This window comes from Enterococcus mundtii, from assembly GCF_013394305.1.
Taxonomy (GTDB): domain Bacteria; phylum Bacillota; class Bacilli; order Lactobacillales; family Enterococcaceae; genus Enterococcus_B; species Enterococcus_B pernyi.
Genome location: NZ_AP019811.1, coordinates 14,786 through 31,646 on the forward strand (window position 1 = coordinate 14,786; position 16,861 = coordinate 31,646).

Annotated in this window: 15 protein-coding genes; 3 read left to right on the forward strand and 12 right to left on the reverse strand. The window is 37.3% G+C overall.

Annotated elements, in window-relative coordinates:
* Positions 1 to 7 precede the first annotated feature (7 nt).
* From HZ311_RS14930 to HZ311_RS14965, 8 genes are all read right to left on the reverse strand, one after another.
* On the reverse strand, positions 8 to 1,006 hold the full coding sequence (locus HZ311_RS14930; protein ID WP_178946832.1) for a peptidoglycan DD-metalloendopeptidase family protein: 999 nt from the start codon (positions 1,004 to 1,006) through the stop codon (positions 8 to 10).
* The gene (locus HZ311_RS14935; protein ID WP_178946833.1) at positions 1,003 to 2,811 is read right to left on the reverse strand and encodes an FIVAR domain-containing protein; all 1,809 of its coding nucleotides are present in this window, start codon (positions 2,809 to 2,811) and stop codon (positions 1,003 to 1,005) included. The genes HZ311_RS14930 and HZ311_RS14935 overlap by 4 nt, the downstream gene beginning before the upstream one ends.
* 16 nt (positions 2,812 to 2,827) lie before the next feature.
* Positions 2,828 to 3,826, reverse strand: coding sequence for a hypothetical protein (locus HZ311_RS14940; protein ID WP_178946834.1), 999 nt, complete (start codon positions 3,824 to 3,826; stop codon positions 2,828 to 2,830).
* Positions 3,827 to 3,837: 11 nt separating this feature from the next.
* The gene (locus HZ311_RS14945; protein ID WP_178946835.1) at positions 3,838 to 4,113 is read right to left on the reverse strand and encodes a hypothetical protein; all 276 of its coding nucleotides are present in this window, start codon (positions 4,111 to 4,113) and stop codon (positions 3,838 to 3,840) included.
* Positions 4,114 to 4,218: 105 nt separating this feature from the next.
* Positions 4,219 to 5,667, reverse strand: coding sequence for a peptidoglycan DD-metalloendopeptidase family protein (locus HZ311_RS14950; protein ID WP_178946865.1), 1,449 nt, complete (start codon positions 5,665 to 5,667; stop codon positions 4,219 to 4,221).
* A gap of 164 nt (positions 5,668 to 5,831) precedes the next feature.
* Complete coding sequence (locus HZ311_RS14955; protein ID WP_178946836.1) at positions 5,832 to 6,335, reverse strand: hypothetical protein; 504 nt, start codon at positions 6,333 to 6,335, stop codon at positions 5,832 to 5,834.
* 69 nt (positions 6,336 to 6,404) lie between these two features.
* Complete coding sequence (locus tag HZ311_RS14960; RefSeq protein ID WP_178946837.1) at positions 6,405 to 9,662, reverse strand: SpaA isopeptide-forming pilin-related protein; 3,258 nt, start codon at positions 9,660 to 9,662, stop codon at positions 6,405 to 6,407.
* A gap of 150 nt (positions 9,663 to 9,812) precedes the next feature.
* Positions 9,813 to 10,655 (reverse strand): LysM peptidoglycan-binding domain-containing protein, encoded by an 843-nt coding sequence (locus HZ311_RS14965; protein WP_178946838.1) that lies wholly within the window; start codon positions 10,653 to 10,655, stop codon positions 9,813 to 9,815.
* A 133-nt stretch (positions 10,656 to 10,788) separates the two neighbouring features.
* On the opposite strand from HZ311_RS14965, the gene HZ311_RS14970 reads away from it, so the two are divergent.
* Together HZ311_RS14970 and HZ311_RS14975 are read left to right on the forward strand one after the other, a co-directional pair.
* On the forward strand, positions 10,789 to 11,049 hold the full coding sequence (locus HZ311_RS14970; protein ID WP_178946839.1) for a MerR family transcriptional regulator: 261 nt from the start codon (positions 10,789 to 10,791) through the stop codon (positions 11,047 to 11,049).
* Entirely contained in the window at positions 11,046 to 11,453 is a 408-nt protein-coding gene (locus tag HZ311_RS14975; protein ID WP_178946840.1) for a hypothetical protein, read from the forward strand. Before HZ311_RS14970 ends, HZ311_RS14975 begins: the two co-directional genes overlap by 4 nt.
* 430 nt (positions 11,454 to 11,883) lie before the next feature.
* Here HZ311_RS14975 and HZ311_RS14980 read toward each other — a convergent pair whose 3' ends face one another.
* The 4 genes from HZ311_RS14980 to HZ311_RS14995 all read right to left on the reverse strand — a co-directional run bounded on the left by HZ311_RS14980 (position 11,884) and on the right by HZ311_RS14995 (position 15,579).
* Positions 11,884 to 12,321 carry a hypothetical protein gene (locus HZ311_RS14980; protein ID WP_178946841.1) on the reverse strand — a complete coding sequence of 146 codons (438 nt, stop codon included), beginning with the start codon at positions 12,319 to 12,321 and terminating at the stop codon, positions 11,884 to 11,886.
* The gene (locus tag HZ311_RS14985) at positions 12,291 to 12,731 is read right to left on the reverse strand and encodes a hypothetical protein (protein ID WP_178946842.1); all 441 of its coding nucleotides are present in this window, start codon (positions 12,729 to 12,731) and stop codon (positions 12,291 to 12,293) included. The genes HZ311_RS14980 and HZ311_RS14985 overlap by 31 nt, the downstream gene beginning before the upstream one ends.
* A 445-nt stretch (positions 12,732 to 13,176) precedes the next feature.
* Entirely contained in the window at positions 13,177 to 13,449 is a 273-nt protein-coding gene (locus HZ311_RS14990; RefSeq protein WP_178946843.1) for a hypothetical protein, read from the reverse strand.
* A 1,080-nt stretch (positions 13,450 to 14,529) separates the two neighbouring features.
* Entirely contained in the window at positions 14,530 to 15,579 is a 1,050-nt protein-coding gene (locus tag HZ311_RS14995) for a replication initiator protein A (protein WP_178946844.1), read from the reverse strand.
* Positions 15,580 to 16,027: 448 nt separating this feature from the next.
* Here HZ311_RS14995 and HZ311_RS15000 point away from each other — a divergent pair, with 448 nt between their 5' ends.
* Complete coding sequence (locus HZ311_RS15000; RefSeq protein ID WP_023520712.1) at positions 16,028 to 16,858, forward strand: ParA family protein; 831 nt, start codon at positions 16,028 to 16,030, stop codon at positions 16,856 to 16,858.
* Positions 16,859 to 16,861 lie beyond the last annotated feature (3 nt).

Genomic DNA, 16,861 nt, shown 5'->3' on the forward strand with positions numbered 1-16,861 from the left:
CTCTCGCTTACTTATTACCAAAAAATACAGGGTACGGATCAATCAATCGGTCTTGCGCTAAACTATTGTCCAAACAAAGCTCTAAATGTAAGTGTGGACCGGTACTATGTCCTGTACTTCCCATATAAGAAATAAGTTCGCCTTGTTTTACCTTTTGCCCCACCATGACGACGTTTCGTTGATTATGGGCATATAATGTCGTGGCGCCACCTTCGTGCGTGATCGTGACATAATTTCCCCACGAAAAATGGTACTCAGAACGACTAACGATGCCGTCTTTTGCAGCATAAATTGGCTCGCCTTCAGGAGCGGCTAAATCAATTCCTCGATGGAAGCTCCCCCATCTTGGACCATAAGGGGACGTAAATGTGTAGTTTTTTACTGGAATGGCAAACCCATCTGAGCCAGTCACTAAATCACCCTCGACGCTTTCTCCTTCACACCCGCCAGATAAACCGCCTAATTCATCGATAAATTTATGAATCGTAGGCGCCCAATGGATATTCAGATTAGTCGGATCATTGTCGGCTCCTACTGGTGCATAAGCAGAACCTAATTTCTCCACTGTGTTCAATCCACGTTCATTCCAAAGATTATTTAAGGTTTGACCTGTCATTTCTAATCCATCTTCCAACGTGTCAAAGTGAATGATCTGATTTCCACGCATTTGTCCTGAAGGGTTATTGTGTTCTAGTAAGGCACGACTGGTTCCCCACCCTGTTTCATGAATGGAAATCGCAATCATCAGAACTGGATCAACATTGTGTTTTTTTGACGCATGTTCAAACGCTGCACGTTGCCCTTTAAAGGCTCCAGCTCGTTCTAATACTTCGTCGATTTGGTCCTTATTGTAATCACCAGAAGGAGAACAGATACTTCCTACAGAAGAAACTTCAGAATTCAACGTTTGTTGGTTTCCAGTCGCGAACAGACCAACCAACAACAAAAAACCAAGCCCAATAAAAATAAGGCTTGGTAAAATTTGGATCATCAGAAATTTTTTCATTCACTAATCAACTCAGCATCCACATTTATACGTTCTTGTCCGGCATTTCCACTCAATTCCTCGAATGTTTCTACGTCCGTTGATCCATTTGATTCAATTGGTGTCTCCTGTGTCTCTTGTGTGTCTGGTAACTCTTGCATTTCTGTTTCATCAGAAAGTTTGCCTTCCGATGAGTTCATTTCTTGTTCAGATTTTTGAGAATCGTTTGTTGCTTCATTCTCATTGAGAATAACTTCAAGTAAAGGAGTTGAATTGATTGCAGATAAATTTGTTTCGTTGATCATATTATCTCCTTCAACTTCGACAGCAATCGGTGCAATGCTCTTTATCTCTGATAGTTCTTCCTCTATATCTATCAATACTAAATTAGACATAGCATAACTCAACGCTTGTGTCGCTTGATCAACTACTTCTTGTGTTGGTTCACTGGATTGAATAACTTGATCTGCTTCTTGTCGTGCATAAACTAAATTAGCCCAACTTTCTACAGTATATTGCGTAGAGTCAAGGCTATGTGCTTCACTTAGTAACGCTACTAACTGATCTGTATTCCCTACTAGTTCCAGTTGTGCAATTGCTTCTCTCAGTCTTTCCTGAGCCTCAATTACTTCGTCCTCGGTTACATCTGTTTCACCGATAAGACTTTTTACCTCGATTAATACATTATTAAAATTGTCATAGCTAGTTGACGTATAGTCTTCAATCTTTAAATTTTCTGCATAAGCTATTAACCGCTCCAACTCTAATAAAGCTAAATCAAATGCACTTTTCTCTTCTAATTGATTAATCGCACGATTTAAACGACGATTCATTCGATCAAAAGTTTCTTGCGTATGTTCATCTGTCGATATTAATTGTTTAGCTTCTTCAAGGACAGTATCTAACGTGGTTACTGTAGCCTCTGTATAGCGTTCTCGATCAATGGCTTCTGCTTGTTTGATTGTCTCTTTCAAAGCGCTAGAATCACCTTTCCTTACCAATTGATCCATTGCTTGGCGTAAACGAGACACTTGTGTATCCACTTGTACTTGCGTACTATTTTGATCCACGAGCATCCTTTCAGACACACGCCGTTCGTAAACGAACGTCGAGACACTCGAAGACAAATAATGCGACACGTCAATCGCCTGAGCTTGTACAAAGAGGTCTTCTAATACCGAATAATTTGTTTCCACAACCGGTGGTATGATTGGTGGAACTATCGGCGGATTGATCGGTTCTTCTGGACCGATTATCGGTGGTAATGGAAGTACTGGTTCTTCTGGTACCAATGGTGGAGTTGGGGGAGATGGTAGGCTAGGTAATTCTTCCGTATCCTCATTCTCCGGTTCTTTTGGATCTAAAATGATCGGTTTTTCTTCTGGTAAACTTGGAACAACTGGGCGATTTACGCTCACTAAACTAGGTTCTTGATCTTCTGTTTGATGGACAAGATTTTGAGCATTTTCACGTTCATTGACTTGTGCTAATACTTGTTGGATCATACTTCGGTCGATTGGCTCCTGTTCTCCACGACCAAATACTTGTTGAAAAGTAGAATTCGCCTGATTTTCTCCAAATACTCGATCAAAAACAGACGGTTCTTGATCCTCATTCTTTAATCGATCAAGTAATGAGTCCTTTTCATTCGCTGATTCGATTCGATCTAAAGCGGGTCTTTTCTCTTCGTTAGGTTGCGTACGTTCCAGATTTTCATTTTGGCTAAAGACAGGATAAATGAAGCCGGATAATGCACCGATACACAGGAAACTTAATCCCAATTTTTGCCATCTTGGCAATTTCTGCCATCTTGAATTTTTCGACATTCTTATTCTCCTTTTTTCAAAGATTCATCTGTTTCTCTTTTAAATCAAATAGATCATTTAATTCCTCTTCCAATTTCTCTCGATCCACGGAATCTTCTTTTTGCAGTTCTTCAATCATTTTTTCAGCTGCCTTTATTTGTAAGGAAAGCTGTTCATACTGAACAATTTTCTTTTCAAGTTCAAGACTATTAATTTGTCGATTAATCTCTTTTGCTTCGTCCAACTTACCTTCTTTTAGAAAACAATAACCTGCAATGGCTAAGCGGTTTGAATCGTCAGAAAAAGCTTCGGATTGTTGTTCATACGCTGTGACCGCAGCTTCGTAATTGTTTTCTAAAACCGCTAAATCAAAATCACCATATGTTGTTTCATAATTTTTATGAAACTCCCGAAAGCGCCTAAGATTTTCCTGCGAGCGTTGGTCCAACACATAATCGTAGAACAGGGTTTCTGTTTGTCCTTGTTCTTCAGGATAGTACTGAAAAGCCTCTTCGAATTGTTCCTGATCGATCAGTTCTTCATAAGAGGGTGTTTCCAGTTCCGTTAAAAAAAATTCTTTCACACCTAAACCACCAACAAATAATAAAAGAAGAACCAGAAAAGACCCTCCTAGGCGCAACAACCACTTTTTAGATAATGGCTGAATGAGCTTAGGCGGTTTAATTGGTCTTTTAGTCCTCGGTTCTTTTACTTTTTTGCTCTTCTTTATGGATTCTTCAGACAATTCTTGTTTAAAAACATCCCCAAAGAGAGTGACTTGACTATCTTCTGCTCCTTTTTCATATAAAAATTCTTCCAGTATCTCCCACCAGTCAAAAGAAAAAACGGGTAACATTAGCTTAGATCGTATGATTGCTCGATCATTTTGGACTAACTCATAATGAATGGTGTATTCCACACCTTCCATATCTGCTTCTTCATTTTTTATAGTCAAAAAGCGATTGGCTTCTTTTAAAGTGAGTGTTTGTGGACAGGTCATGTCTAGCCCTTCTACCTCAACAAATCGACACTTCATAGGGACACCTCCTAGTCCACATAGACCTCGCGATCATAGACGATCGTATACGGTCGTTTAGTAGAGAATTTAATGCGTCTTTCCTGATTATTTAGCGTGAGAATATAAAAATCGTCTTTGCCTTCTTCAAAATACGTATATTCATTTTTCTTACACTGAAAATACTGTTGAATCGCTCGATCTTTTAACCACTCTTCAAACATAAATACAGGTAAAATAACCGTTTGTAACGCGTAGCCTGAAGCAATTCCTAGAAAAAATGTGCCAAGTAAGATAAATCCTTCCATCTTTTTTTCCTTTCCACTACTTACATATCTGATACATAAAATAGCTTGTAGTCGTTTGAGTCCAATAAAAAAAGAAAGTATCAACGATACTTCCTTTTTTATTGGCTATTCCTTTGTCAGTACCTGCATCGGGTCAATTAATTGATCCTGGGCAAGACTTGGCGATCCATTCACTTCAAAGTGTAAATGCGGACCTGTACTATTACCTGTGCTTCCCACTGAAGCAATGATTTCCCCTTGAGCAACAGTTTGTCCTACTGTTACAAGGTTCTGATTGTTATGTGCGTATAGTGTAGTTAGTCCATTTTCATGCGTGATGGCAATATAATTTCCCCAAGAAGAATGAACTTCTGAGCGAATAACTACGCCCGCCTGACTGGCAAAAATAGGTGTTCCTACAGGTGCCGTAAAATCTACTCCCCGATGAAACTCACCCCCACGTGGTCCATAAGGTGAAGAAATGACGACATTCTGAACTGGATAAATAAACTCTTCACTACCCTCTGGTAATTCCGCTCTTGCTTGATCATAACTCGTCAATGCATAGGCTTCAATCAACGCATTCAATTTATCCGCATACTGTGTGTCTGTGGCATACCGCCCCGTGAGGTATGCTGTAGCGTCTTCATATGTTTCCGTTTCCGATTTCCATGATCCTTTGTAGAAGTCTTGGTCATGGGTCAAGCCTTCTTTGATTAGACGTGCATAATCGTTTAACGACTCTTCATAATTCTCATATCGCCGAAAAGCAGAGTCGATCGAGTAAAGGGTGCCTGATCCATTGTCTTCTTGTGTTTTGAAGGTCACTGAATTCCCATTATAGCTACCCTTAATTCCATATAAATTGAAGTAGGGTTCTTGACTCAGTTGGCTTTGACCACTTCCAGATTCTAAAATCGCTTGTGCAATCATAACTGACGCATAAAGGTCTTCTTTTAACCCAATTTCTCGTGCTTTTTCCCCAATTTCTTGAATGAAATCCCAGGTTTCTTTCACTGGTGTGACTTTAAATGAACTGGATTCACTCGATTCTGAAGAGGTTTGTTCGGTCAATCCAGGAACACGCACTTCTTCCATCGTTTGTGGGACTGAAGGCATTTCATTTGTTTGGTTAACTGGATTTACTTGAACGTCTGGTTCTGGTGTCGCTGGTGTGTCTTCTTTTATAATTTGTTCTTCCTTCACTGGTTCTTCTTTCGGACGATCTGTCTCTGGGACAATGTCAGGTTGTTCCTCTGGTGTCTCTTTTGGTGTCTCTTTTGGTGTCTCTTTTGGTGTCTCTTTTGGTGTCTCTTTTGGTGTCTCTTTTGGCGTATCCTTTGGTGGCTCAGGCTCTTTGGGCGGTTCATCCGGTATTGTCGGTTGTTCTTCGACCGGCTGTTCTTCCACTTCTTGTTCATTTCCTTCGGGTAACGCTTCGTTTCCCTCTGGTTGTGTCGGCTGTTCTTCAGCTTTTTCCGAAGAATCAGGGATTGATGAATCTTCCACAGACAGGATCGCCGCTGATACAGGTAAACTCGTTAGCAGTTGACTGGATACTAACGCAATTGCCATCCATTTTTTCGTTTTTTGCAATCAATCTTCCTCCTTTATCATTTTTCTTAGCAAAATAAAAAAGACGCTCCCTTACGTTATGTTTCGGGATCGTCTTCATGTGAAACGTTCTATATCGTTTGTTACTTAAAGTATAACATCCTTAGCAATAAGAGTAAATTTTTTCACAAAAGTAAATAAAGTAAGAATGATAGGGTCATTGAACTGATAATAAGAATTGGAGAATAATACTTGAGAATGAATCGATCAAACTTTGACGTACTTGAGCCAAAGTGTACTATTTGTTGTTCATTTGTTATTTCTCCGTCTATTTGAGGCTGTGTTCGTGCCATAGCCGGCCGGACATTTGAATGCCTATACCTATGATCCGTTATTTCTTGACTTTTTGATTTGTCCTCTATCTTTACTTTATCTCCTACTACTTCAATTGATAGATACGGACCTTCCACGTCTAATGACCAATCCATTGATTCAAATTTTTCATTATTATCTTCAGAATAATTTACGCTATCTTTTTCATAAAGAATATACGATTGTCTTTGTTCAATGGTATCGCTTCTCACAAAAGAGGTCTTTTCATTATGGATCAGCACAATATATCCAAACAAACATAGTATTATTACTAGTAATATAGTGTTTATATCTAACTGTATCTTCTCCCTATTCAATTCAATCCCCTACCTTCTCCATTTTCGATAAAAAGACTGCAAGGAGCGTCTCTCCTTGCAGCCATGTGTTTATGCTTTTTTCTTACGGTAAATATAGATTCCGCCAACGATTCCAACAGTAGCCACACCAATAATAGATAGAATCATTCCAGTCGTGCTACCTGTTTTAGGTAATTCGCCGTCACGTTTGATCTCAACTTTTGGAGATTGGAAACGAACAGTTTGATCCATATTCTCTAAATCAACTTCTCGTCCAACTTCCTCTTTTTGATCTTCATCATAGTAAATGATATGTGTCGCAGTTAATTCGTCCCCATCTTTTAGGGTATTAGCTGGTAAGTCTAAGAAAACTGACAGCTCGTCTTCTTTACTTTTCGCTGTCCATTTTGTTATATCTTGGCTCACAACTTCACCAGTAAAGCGATTCACGAACCCAGACACAATTGTATACGTATGGCCGATCTCAATTGCGTCCCCTTTTAACCAAACTTTATCCTCAAATACATTATCAATCGTTGGATCAACGATTTTCTCACCATCAACCGTCGCGAACAGTGTCTTAATCTCTAAGTCTTCACGGTCGTTGACTGCTTCTAATACGATCAATTCGCCGTCTTTTTCCACGGTTACTGAAAATTCAATGTCTTCTTCTAACTCAAGGTATCCTGGCAATGGTTGTCCTTCTACGAACTTATACTCACCGTAAGGCAATCCTTCAATTGAGAGCATTCCTTCTTCGTCTGTCAAGAATTCATCAACCAACGTTTCAGATCCATCTTTTTCAATTTGGTATAAATTAAACGGTACATTTTCTAAAGGTTGATCATTTAAGCGGTCACGTTTGATCAATTGCACGTCTTGACGTGCTAAACGGTTTGGCACTTCAATTCGGATCATTCCGTCAGAATCTTCTTCAGTCACGCTAAAGACGATTGGTTCTTCTAGTAGTACGTATCCTTCTGGAGCTTTTACTTCGTGTAATTCATAACGATCCACGCCCCATGCAAGGCTTTCTGTAGTAACAATTTCGCCTTTTTCATTTGTTTCAAAGATATCGGTGTTTTCTGTATCATTTGGACGTTGCATCGATACAAATGCACCTTCGCCATCATTTGCCCATGTATCAAAAATCTTAAATTGCGCACCAGCATAAGGGATATTTTCACCTGTTTCTTCATCCACTTTGACAATGTGCAAACGAGATTCAATAATTCGATCTTCCAGTAAGAAGAAATGCGTATAGCCGTCTTCTGTGATTGTTACTTCAAAAGGTTCAATTAATAGATATCCATCTATTCCCTTCGTCTCTTCAACTGTATACGTGTCGTATGGTAAATCTTCAAAACGGAAAAAGCCGTTTTCTCCTGTGACTTGAACGTATTCTTGTCCAGTTGTATGAGAAGTCGCAGTTAATTCAACGCCTTCTAAAGGAGGTTTTATATCTTGATTTTTTCCAGTAATCAATTCTAATGACGCTTCAATTGTATTCGGAATTAATGGTCTTGAACCGAATTTATACCCTTCGATATGCCCCTTAATGACACGATCCGTTACTGTTTTACTGTGGATCGCAACTGTTTCGTTTTGTCCGGCATAGGTTAATTGAACTTCGTGTTTCTCAGGATCTAACGTGTACCCTTCAGGCGCTTCAACTTCCTGTAAATAGTAAGTGCCTAATTTTAGTCCTTTGATTTCTGCTTGTGCGCGTCCTTCGACGTCTTCCATTGTAAACTCAGCAACCGATTTGCCTTCTGAATCCGTTAATTCATATTTGGCACCAAAGAGCGTGGCTGCACCTTGTGGTTTATTCCCTGTTTCTTCATCTTCTTTGATCACTGTTAAATCTGCCAACTGTTCTTTGTTATCAAAAGTTACCGTTGTTGTTTCATTGGCTTTTATAGTTATCGTTTGTGGTTTTGAATTCAAAATATAGCCATTTGGTGCTTTGATTTCATCCATGGTCACTTGTTTATCCGCCATGATATTTTCCCATCGTGCTTTTCCATCAGCGCCTGTCGGTATTTCCTTTGTTTGACCATCTGACGTGGTAAATTTGAAAACAGCACCTGCTAATGGTTTTTTGGTATCTTCATCAACTTTTAGTACTTCTGCATGTCCTTCTTTTAAAACTTCAATGTTTAGCGATACTCGAATTGGATCGCTAATGTGTAGAACACTTACTCTCTGACCATTGCCCACTCGATATGCCAATGCTGCATTCGCAAACTCTTTAGGAACTCTTGCAATGTTCACAACTCCAGATTCATTTGAATTTGCATGAGCAGTAATATGCAGTCGATTGCCTTCTTTACGTAAAGTAACATTCGCAGTATTTGTTAAATTGTCCATTGCATACTGTGAAAATACGCCATTCGTATCATTTACTGTCACTGTTTCCCCAACTTTGACAGTTACTTTTTGATTATGGAAACTTGGGCGAGTATTGTATCTTGATATTTCGGTTTCTACAGATTGTTTGCGTGACCCATAGTTAGGGACAGTAGTAGATAATGTTTGCCCTCCAAACGCTTCCCAAAGCATTTGTTGGACTCCCACATACTGGTCATTCGATTGATCAGTGTTTCCATACCATCCAAAATAGGCGATCAATGAAAGTCTCGCTCTCAATGACGCATTAGAAATTACTTGAGAGACATTTTCTTGAGACGCGCCTCCACCTAAAACAATTGGGACACCTTCTTCTATACAAAAAGCAATTTGGCCTGTTTCACGAATTCGAAACTTATAAAATTTGTCATGTAAAAAATTAGTTCCGTTTGGAAGATTTCGCCACACCTGATGGTTGATTGTTCCCAGATTTTCAATCGTATATCCCGTTGAACGTGTAAAATTATTTTGTAATCGGGCATACTCTTCTGACTTTTCTAACATGGCTTCTTGTTCAGAAGTACTTTTGGCATGTTCGAGAATATAAGCCATCGTGTAGCGACTATCGAAATCACCAGATACTTCTGCTTCTTCTCCACCCTCTATTGGCTGTACATCCGTACCTGAAGGTAAAATAAAAAGCGAATCGCCAATTGTTTCTACAATAGGCAAATCACTTTCATTAGGGCTATCATTTGCAAGGGCATTCTGTGATTGTAAGGCTTCTCTTAGTGGTGTTTCTGTATCACTTGGATCGGAACTCATCGTTTTGTCTGATTGTTCCTTTTCTGTTTCTTCTACTTCATTTTCTGCGACTTGGCTCGTTCTACTTTGCTCGATATGGTCAGCGACTACCAACGTAGGTGATACCAGTAATTGCCCCACTGTTAGTAGTAGTGCAATAAAAGTCGTGATCTTCTTAAATCTTCCTATTCCCATCTATATTCCTCCTGATTTATATATATATTTATCTGCTTTTAGATTTCTTACATGGTGAACGAATCATTTCTTTTCCTCATTTCTGACAAAATAAAAAGCAATTAGAAGGAAAATCTCCTTCCAATTGCTTTAATAAGACGATTAGATTAATTAATTATAGAAATCAACTGAATAGCTTCTGACTAATCCATCTGACCACATCAACGGCTTAGTAACGAAACCAGTATATTCCTTCCATACACTATCTGGATTCATAAGCTCAGCCATTCCCCACTCATTAGCCTCATCAATTGTGTTAAACTCCATTCCACTGTTCCCAAGTGGTGTTACTCTTGTTGGCTCTTCTGGTTTTGGTTGCTCTGGTGTCGTTTCATTTCCACCACCAGTAGAACCGTTATCGCCACCTGTTGGCGGTGTTACTGTGTTTCCGCCTCCTGTAGAGCCATTGTCTCCTGTTGCTGGTGGTGTTACTGTATTTCCTCCGCCTGTTGAGCCATTGTCTCCTGTTGCTGGTGGTGTTACTGTATTTCCTCCGCCTGCTGAGCCACTATCTCCTGTTACTGGTGGTGTCACTGTTTGTGAACCTTGATTAGTATCAGAACCAGTTGTCGGTGCTTGCCCAATTGGTTGACTTGGATCTATTTTATCTTCGTCTTTCACAACAGACTGCGCAATGGTTTCTCCTTGAGGGTTTTGAACAGTGACTACATTGCCTTCAAATACTAACTTATTCCCTGCATAAATCAAATCTACATTTGCAATTGAATTTCTTTCTGCCAGTGCCTTCACTGTCATGTTTGTAGCTTCTCCGATACCACTTAAAGTATCACCAGTGACGATCGTGTATTCTTTACCGTCTGTTTTTGCGATATCTGCTTTAATTTGTTCGACCGAACGTGGTGTCCATTCTGCGGCCTCTGCATTTTCCGTATGAATAGCTAACGCCATCCCTCCAACTGTTACTCCGATTGCTAACACTTTTAACATTTTCATTTAGGTTCCTTCTTTCTTTTTTTATCTTAAAATAAGCATACCTTATTTAGCATGCTTAGTCAAGCATAAGTTTGATATTTATATTTAATTTGGTATACTTTTTTTAGTATCTAATATTTAGGAGGTCTTTAAAATGAAATTAACTGAAATTCAACAATGGGGTAAAAAAAATCTACTCACCAGACAACAAGCTGCTAAAATCACAGGACAGTCTTACACTGCATTCTCACAGACAATCAAAACAGGAAAGATAAAACCTTTTTTTGAGTTTGGAGATTCAGGACCTTCGGTAGTTAGACTTTATTTAAAGAGTGACATTGAAGAATACGCACAGCAATTAAAAACTAAAAAAAGCATTGTCTCACAAAGCCAAAAAGTCGAGACAAGCAAATGAAATCAAAATTATTCCTAATTCTCCCAATTATCTTTATTTGTTTAAGTTCCATTTTGATTTACCAATCTCGTAATAGAAGAAATGACTACCGAAGTACAATAGAATCCTCATCTATACCTGAACCTTCTGCTTTTGAACAACTACAAAAAGGAAAAAACAAAAAAATAGTTGACTTAGGAGAAACAATGATCACCTTTGTTCATTTTGAAGACGTCAATCAGGCTATTCTTTCGATAGGTGACGAAGAAATTCATTTCCCACTATCAGTCACAAACATCGATAAAAACCAATTTGAATTAATCGGTTTGGCAGATAGTCCATCTAATCTAAAGATTGGCTCAACGTTTGGACTAGCTCAAGATACGAATCAGCAATATTATTATTATCCATTGGAAAACGAATGACGCCTAGCCTAATAGTTGCCAGGGAACGCCCCCTCACAAAAAGGACGCTTAGGTTGAAATATTTCAAGAGTAAACTATTCTTTGAGACTTAAAAAAAGGAAAAACTTAAAACTGGATTTTGGATTTGAAAGATCTCCCTGGCAACTATTAGGCTAGGATTCACTTAAATTAAAATAACTATAAATTAAGCATATCAAACCGAATAATTTTCGCCAAATGATAACCTGTGTCTTTTCATACAATTTTAATAAAACGACGATTAATCTAGACCGATTTGTATTTTGATCAAAAATAGCTACTTCAACAGTGAATTTATATTAATATATTTCTAAACCATTTTTATAAAGATAACATTTGCAAGATATTAAAATTTGTAATCAGCCATTTTTGCGAAAGTATTCACATTGTTATAAGCGAACACTTTTGTCTCTTAGTAATTCCGAAATGTCTCTTCGGCAATGACCCCTGGTAGTTGGTTATGATGTTTTCGTTGATGATACGACTGTGTCACTCTTTCTCGATCAACGATGAAATAAATCCCTCTATTTGACCGAATAATTTTTGCTACTGGGACTTCTTTCACCAGTCGTCCTTCTTCCAAGTTATTCACGACTCTCAACGAATGGATATAACGCAAACAAATTAATTGTTTTTTGTATAATGGGGTAGACTGGACGACTTTTTTTGTGACGATATAGGCCCGTTCGCCAGGTAACACGTCATCATGTTCGAACTGGATATCATTCGCAAATAAATCTTCTTGACCGATCACAAACTCCATGTCCTTCTCCTCTAACAATAGTTCTTCCAATTGGAAAAATCGTTTCTTTTTGCCTTTTATGCTCTTATTTGCTGTACCTTTTGCCATCCATTTTCCCCTTTCTTTTGCTTCTCATGTGAAATGACCACACCAAATTCAGTGACTTTCATTGTCTCTGTACAATGTAATTGACGAATCAGTCGTTCCGTCTTTTTTGCATGCCATGCTGATTGTTCAGCAATCCATCGTTTAAGTTGATCCTTAGCTAATTGTGATTTTCGTTGTGTCTGCATATAATCAAACAACATGAAATACTCCTGCATTGCCTCGACTCGGATGATTTCGCCATTTTCCATGATTCTTAGAACTTTGCTTCGCTGTAATTGTTGAAACAACTTGAGTTGTCTTTCTTTTATCCAGTAATCATTCGTTTCAAACCAACGCTCTAAACTACTACGCTTGATTGACTTGCGCTTAGACTGCCGCATAAAAGCAAGTAATATTTGTATTTCAGTCATTCAACTCACTCCTATTTCGTTTGCTTTAAAGACATACCTGTTCACAAAGAACCGCAAACAAGTAATAAAAATGGTACGACACTTTTCGGATAAGTGGGAACCTGACCGTTTTAGGGGGACGGACAACCTGTCTCTCTTCATCATTTTGAGAAGTACAAAGTATTTCTTTTCAGAACAAACAGTTGGGTTTTAAGGCGTTCAACTGCGCTACTTTTCTCGCCACATGCCAGAGACACGATCTCCTGCTCAAGTTACCAAGTCAAGCAGTCTGTCGTTTTTGAATGTATCTATCTCACCAGACAGAAAACAGCGAGACCTTTCTCGTTAATTCCAAAGCCAAACACAGCGCCCTGGATAAACGTCCGATACTATCCAGTTTTCAAGGATCATGTAAACAACGAGAAACGTTCTTTACAAACAGCTATGTCTTTCGTTTAACGATCTTTCAAGCCCAGTCTTTCACTTTCATTGGTGGTTCAAGCATGACAAGGGATTGAGCCGAATGTTTTTTCTTTGCCATAATTTTTCCGCCACTTTCAACGACTGTTTTAATTTTGGGATAGAGCACCTCTATTTCTCTAACCGTTAGGTTCGTTTGATGTACAAATTTTCCATTTCCAAGATTTGCCCATATACTCCCATCAATCAGACGAACGGTAATCGCTCGTTGTAAAATCAATCGAGGTGAACAGGGCTTTATTTGCGCTGACTTATTCATTTTTTTCCACTCCTCCACTCACTTTCTCGGGCAAACATTAGGGACGAAGACAAACAAAAAGGAGGAATTCCACATGTGTGAAATTCCTCCTTAATGACTGTAGTTGTCGACAACGCCCCATAACAGCTAAATTGATCGCTCGTTTTACACGTCCCCCCACTGATTCAAACGCGTAAAAAAACGACTCGTATTAGTCCAAGTCCATACACAAACGTCCTCACTCATCTTCTGTAAAATCACCTTTTCAAACTATTTCAAAAAAAAGATTTTAAAAATAAGTAAAAACGAATGAATACCACTCAGTTGTTTGTTATAATTAGCAACGTTGTAGACATCGTCTACAATTATCAAGGAGCAATCCAGCAACATGTTTCGGATGTTGGTTGGACCCTTTGACTCTCAACGACCTTCAGACTGATTGGCGTCAGTGTGAAGCGAGAGAGCTAAAGGTGCTCCTTTTTGTTTGCCTTCGTACAGCTCTGAAACAAACGTTTCAGAGTTCTACGAGACGAACAAATAAATACTTGACTGTTCATTTCCCAATAACCGTAACATGTACCAATAAAAAAGGCAAACAAAAATATTGTAATTCTTTGTTTTTTTTTACTTTTACAACCACCACCCTCGCTTGTCACAAATCCCATACTAGCATTATTAAACTCCTTGTTCAAATATTCTCAAATGATTGTCAGCTGTGATTTTATTATTAAATTTTAAGTAATCCAATCAGAAATAACTGTTATTTTAGTTAAAATTCTTAGTAAATTATTAGTTTCAGAAAAGAATGATTTTTAACTAGTTTTTTCGGTCTCTTCGACCAAGCAAGTAAAAAAACTTGATACAAAACAAGAAGAACGTGCTAATTTTTTCATCAAATTCCCCCGGACACATTTCTAAATTTTCAATATCACAACAGATTTTTTCACTTTTCAGCATAAATAAGACGTCGATCGAAATTAGATAATCCACACTTATTTTTTTGTTAATCCAACTCTTTTTGATTAGAAAGAAAAACACACCTTGCATAAAATTTTATACAACAAAGACACATCAGCTTCGCTGAGACACCCCTAGGCCCTTTCAATAGTCACTGTTTTCAACATCGGTTGTCCAATCATGCAAAGAGACCGTCGGTAATTCTTCGCTTGATTCAGCTTGTTGTTTTGCAGCAATCGGATTTTCCACAAACCAGTTCTTAACGTATACAAAGATTAGATTTTGAATATTTTCAACTTTTTCTGTTTTCTGTTTTTGATAGGCTTTTAGAAGAGTTTGATACAATTCTTGTTCGGCATTAAGACCATAAGTATCTAGATCCTCAAAAATAATTTTAGTTTGCGAGTCTTTTTCCGCTTTTGCTTTTGCGTTATGGATTGTCTTAACGGTCTTTTGAGCTTCACTATAACTAGACGAGAATATTTTAATCAGACTTAGTACTCGATCAGGGATAAAGGTAGCAATACTATTATCTTTCATAATCTTCTCAAAATTATCTAGCAATAATTGATCTTGTAGGGGGTCTTTCTTTGTGTCTATATTGTGTCTATTAGTGTCTAAAGAAGAAGTATAGTATAGATTGTCTGCGATATTCACAATTCCAGTCGATCCCTTGATATCATTAGTTTTCTCTGGATTTGCGATATTCGCAATTCCAAGATTTTTATTGATATGTTGGGATTTCTCTGGATTTGCGATATTCGCAATTCCAACGAAAGCCTGTGATTCGGCTGCATCTATCAAATAAACGTCCTTAGCCGTGGCTTCTGGCTTTCCGAGATACAATTTATTTGGTGTATTTACTTTTATGCCATTTACCCATGTTGACCCACCACGTTTTTGAAATAATAAGTTCATTTCTGTTAGCTCTTTTTTGATTTTTGCAACTTTTCCCTCAGCACAGTTCAAAATACTTTTAAGTTCCTCGACTGTGAACACAAAGTATATTCTGTTCTGTTTATCGACCCATTTATTTTTTACTGAATATGAAAAACGATCTTTAAGAATAGCGTATGCTACTTTGCTATCATTACTCATTTTTTTATATTTTTCATTTGTGAAAAATACTTTTGGTAGTTGGAAGTATTTTTCAGCGTAAACTTCATTAGCAGTATAAAAATTAAAATCTGACATTGTATCGCCTCTTTTCTTCGTAATTTGTCCGAGTTATTCCTAATACATTAAGGTATAAAGTATTTCTTTTAAAATGTATATAGTTAAATAATTACTATATACAAATAGTAAAATATACAAATAGTAAAATATACAAATAGTGTAGTATACGTATAGTATAGTATACAAATAGTAGAATATACAAATAGTAAAATATACAAATAGTAAAATATACAAAAAATATTTATTGGTAAAACAGTAAAAAATTATGCGTTTAATCATACTTTATGTATACAGATAGTAAAATATACAAATAGTAAAATATACAAATAGTAAAATATATAAATAGTAAGATATACAAATAGTAAAATATACAAATAGTAATTTTTCCTAAATAATTATTGTAGTAAAAAAATATTTATGGTAAAATATTTTTGTAGTAAAAAATGATGACGAGGAGTTTAAATGCATGACAAAAAAAATCGTTTTTGGTAATTTTAAAGGCGGCGTTGGAAAAACCACGAATTCAGTAATGTTTGCTTATGAGGCTGCGAAGTTAGGGAAGAAGGTTCTGCTTTGTGATCTTGATCCTCAAGCTAACTCTACTCAAATGTTGAATAGAACATATACTAGACAAAATAACTCAGAAATGCCAAATGAAAAAACTATGATGGTAGCTATTCAAGAAGAAAATCTTTCTTCAGCTGTGGTTGAAGTTATGCCTAATCTATTTCTTCTCCCGTCACATTTAGATTTCGTTGATTATCCAGATTTTATTGAATTAGTTTATCCAACTACGCTTGAAAATTTTAAGGATCAAAGAATTTCCCATTTTGGTAATCTTCTTAAAGAGATTGAAGGCGATTATGATCTTGTAATAATAGATTGTCCTCCAACAATTTCTCTATATACTAATACAGCTTTATATGCAGCAGACTTTTTGATAATAGTATTACAAACTCAGCAACGATCTCTGGATGGAGCAGAAGCTTTCTGGGAGTATGCACAAACATTTTACAATAAGTATACAAATGCAGATTTTGATATAGCAGGAGTTCTACCAGTACTTATGAAAAACGATTCGGGTATTGATAACCAGATTATCAAAGATGCTTTGGATAGTTTTGGAGAAAAGTATGTTTTTACTCATATTGTTAAACATATGGAACGATTGAAAGGTTACGATAGAAAAGGAATAGCTGACAAAGTTTATACAGCAACTTGGGATTATCATGATATTAAATTACATGAGTTCTATATTGAGATTACCAAAGAGTTTTTTCAAAGAATAGGAGAGTAAAAC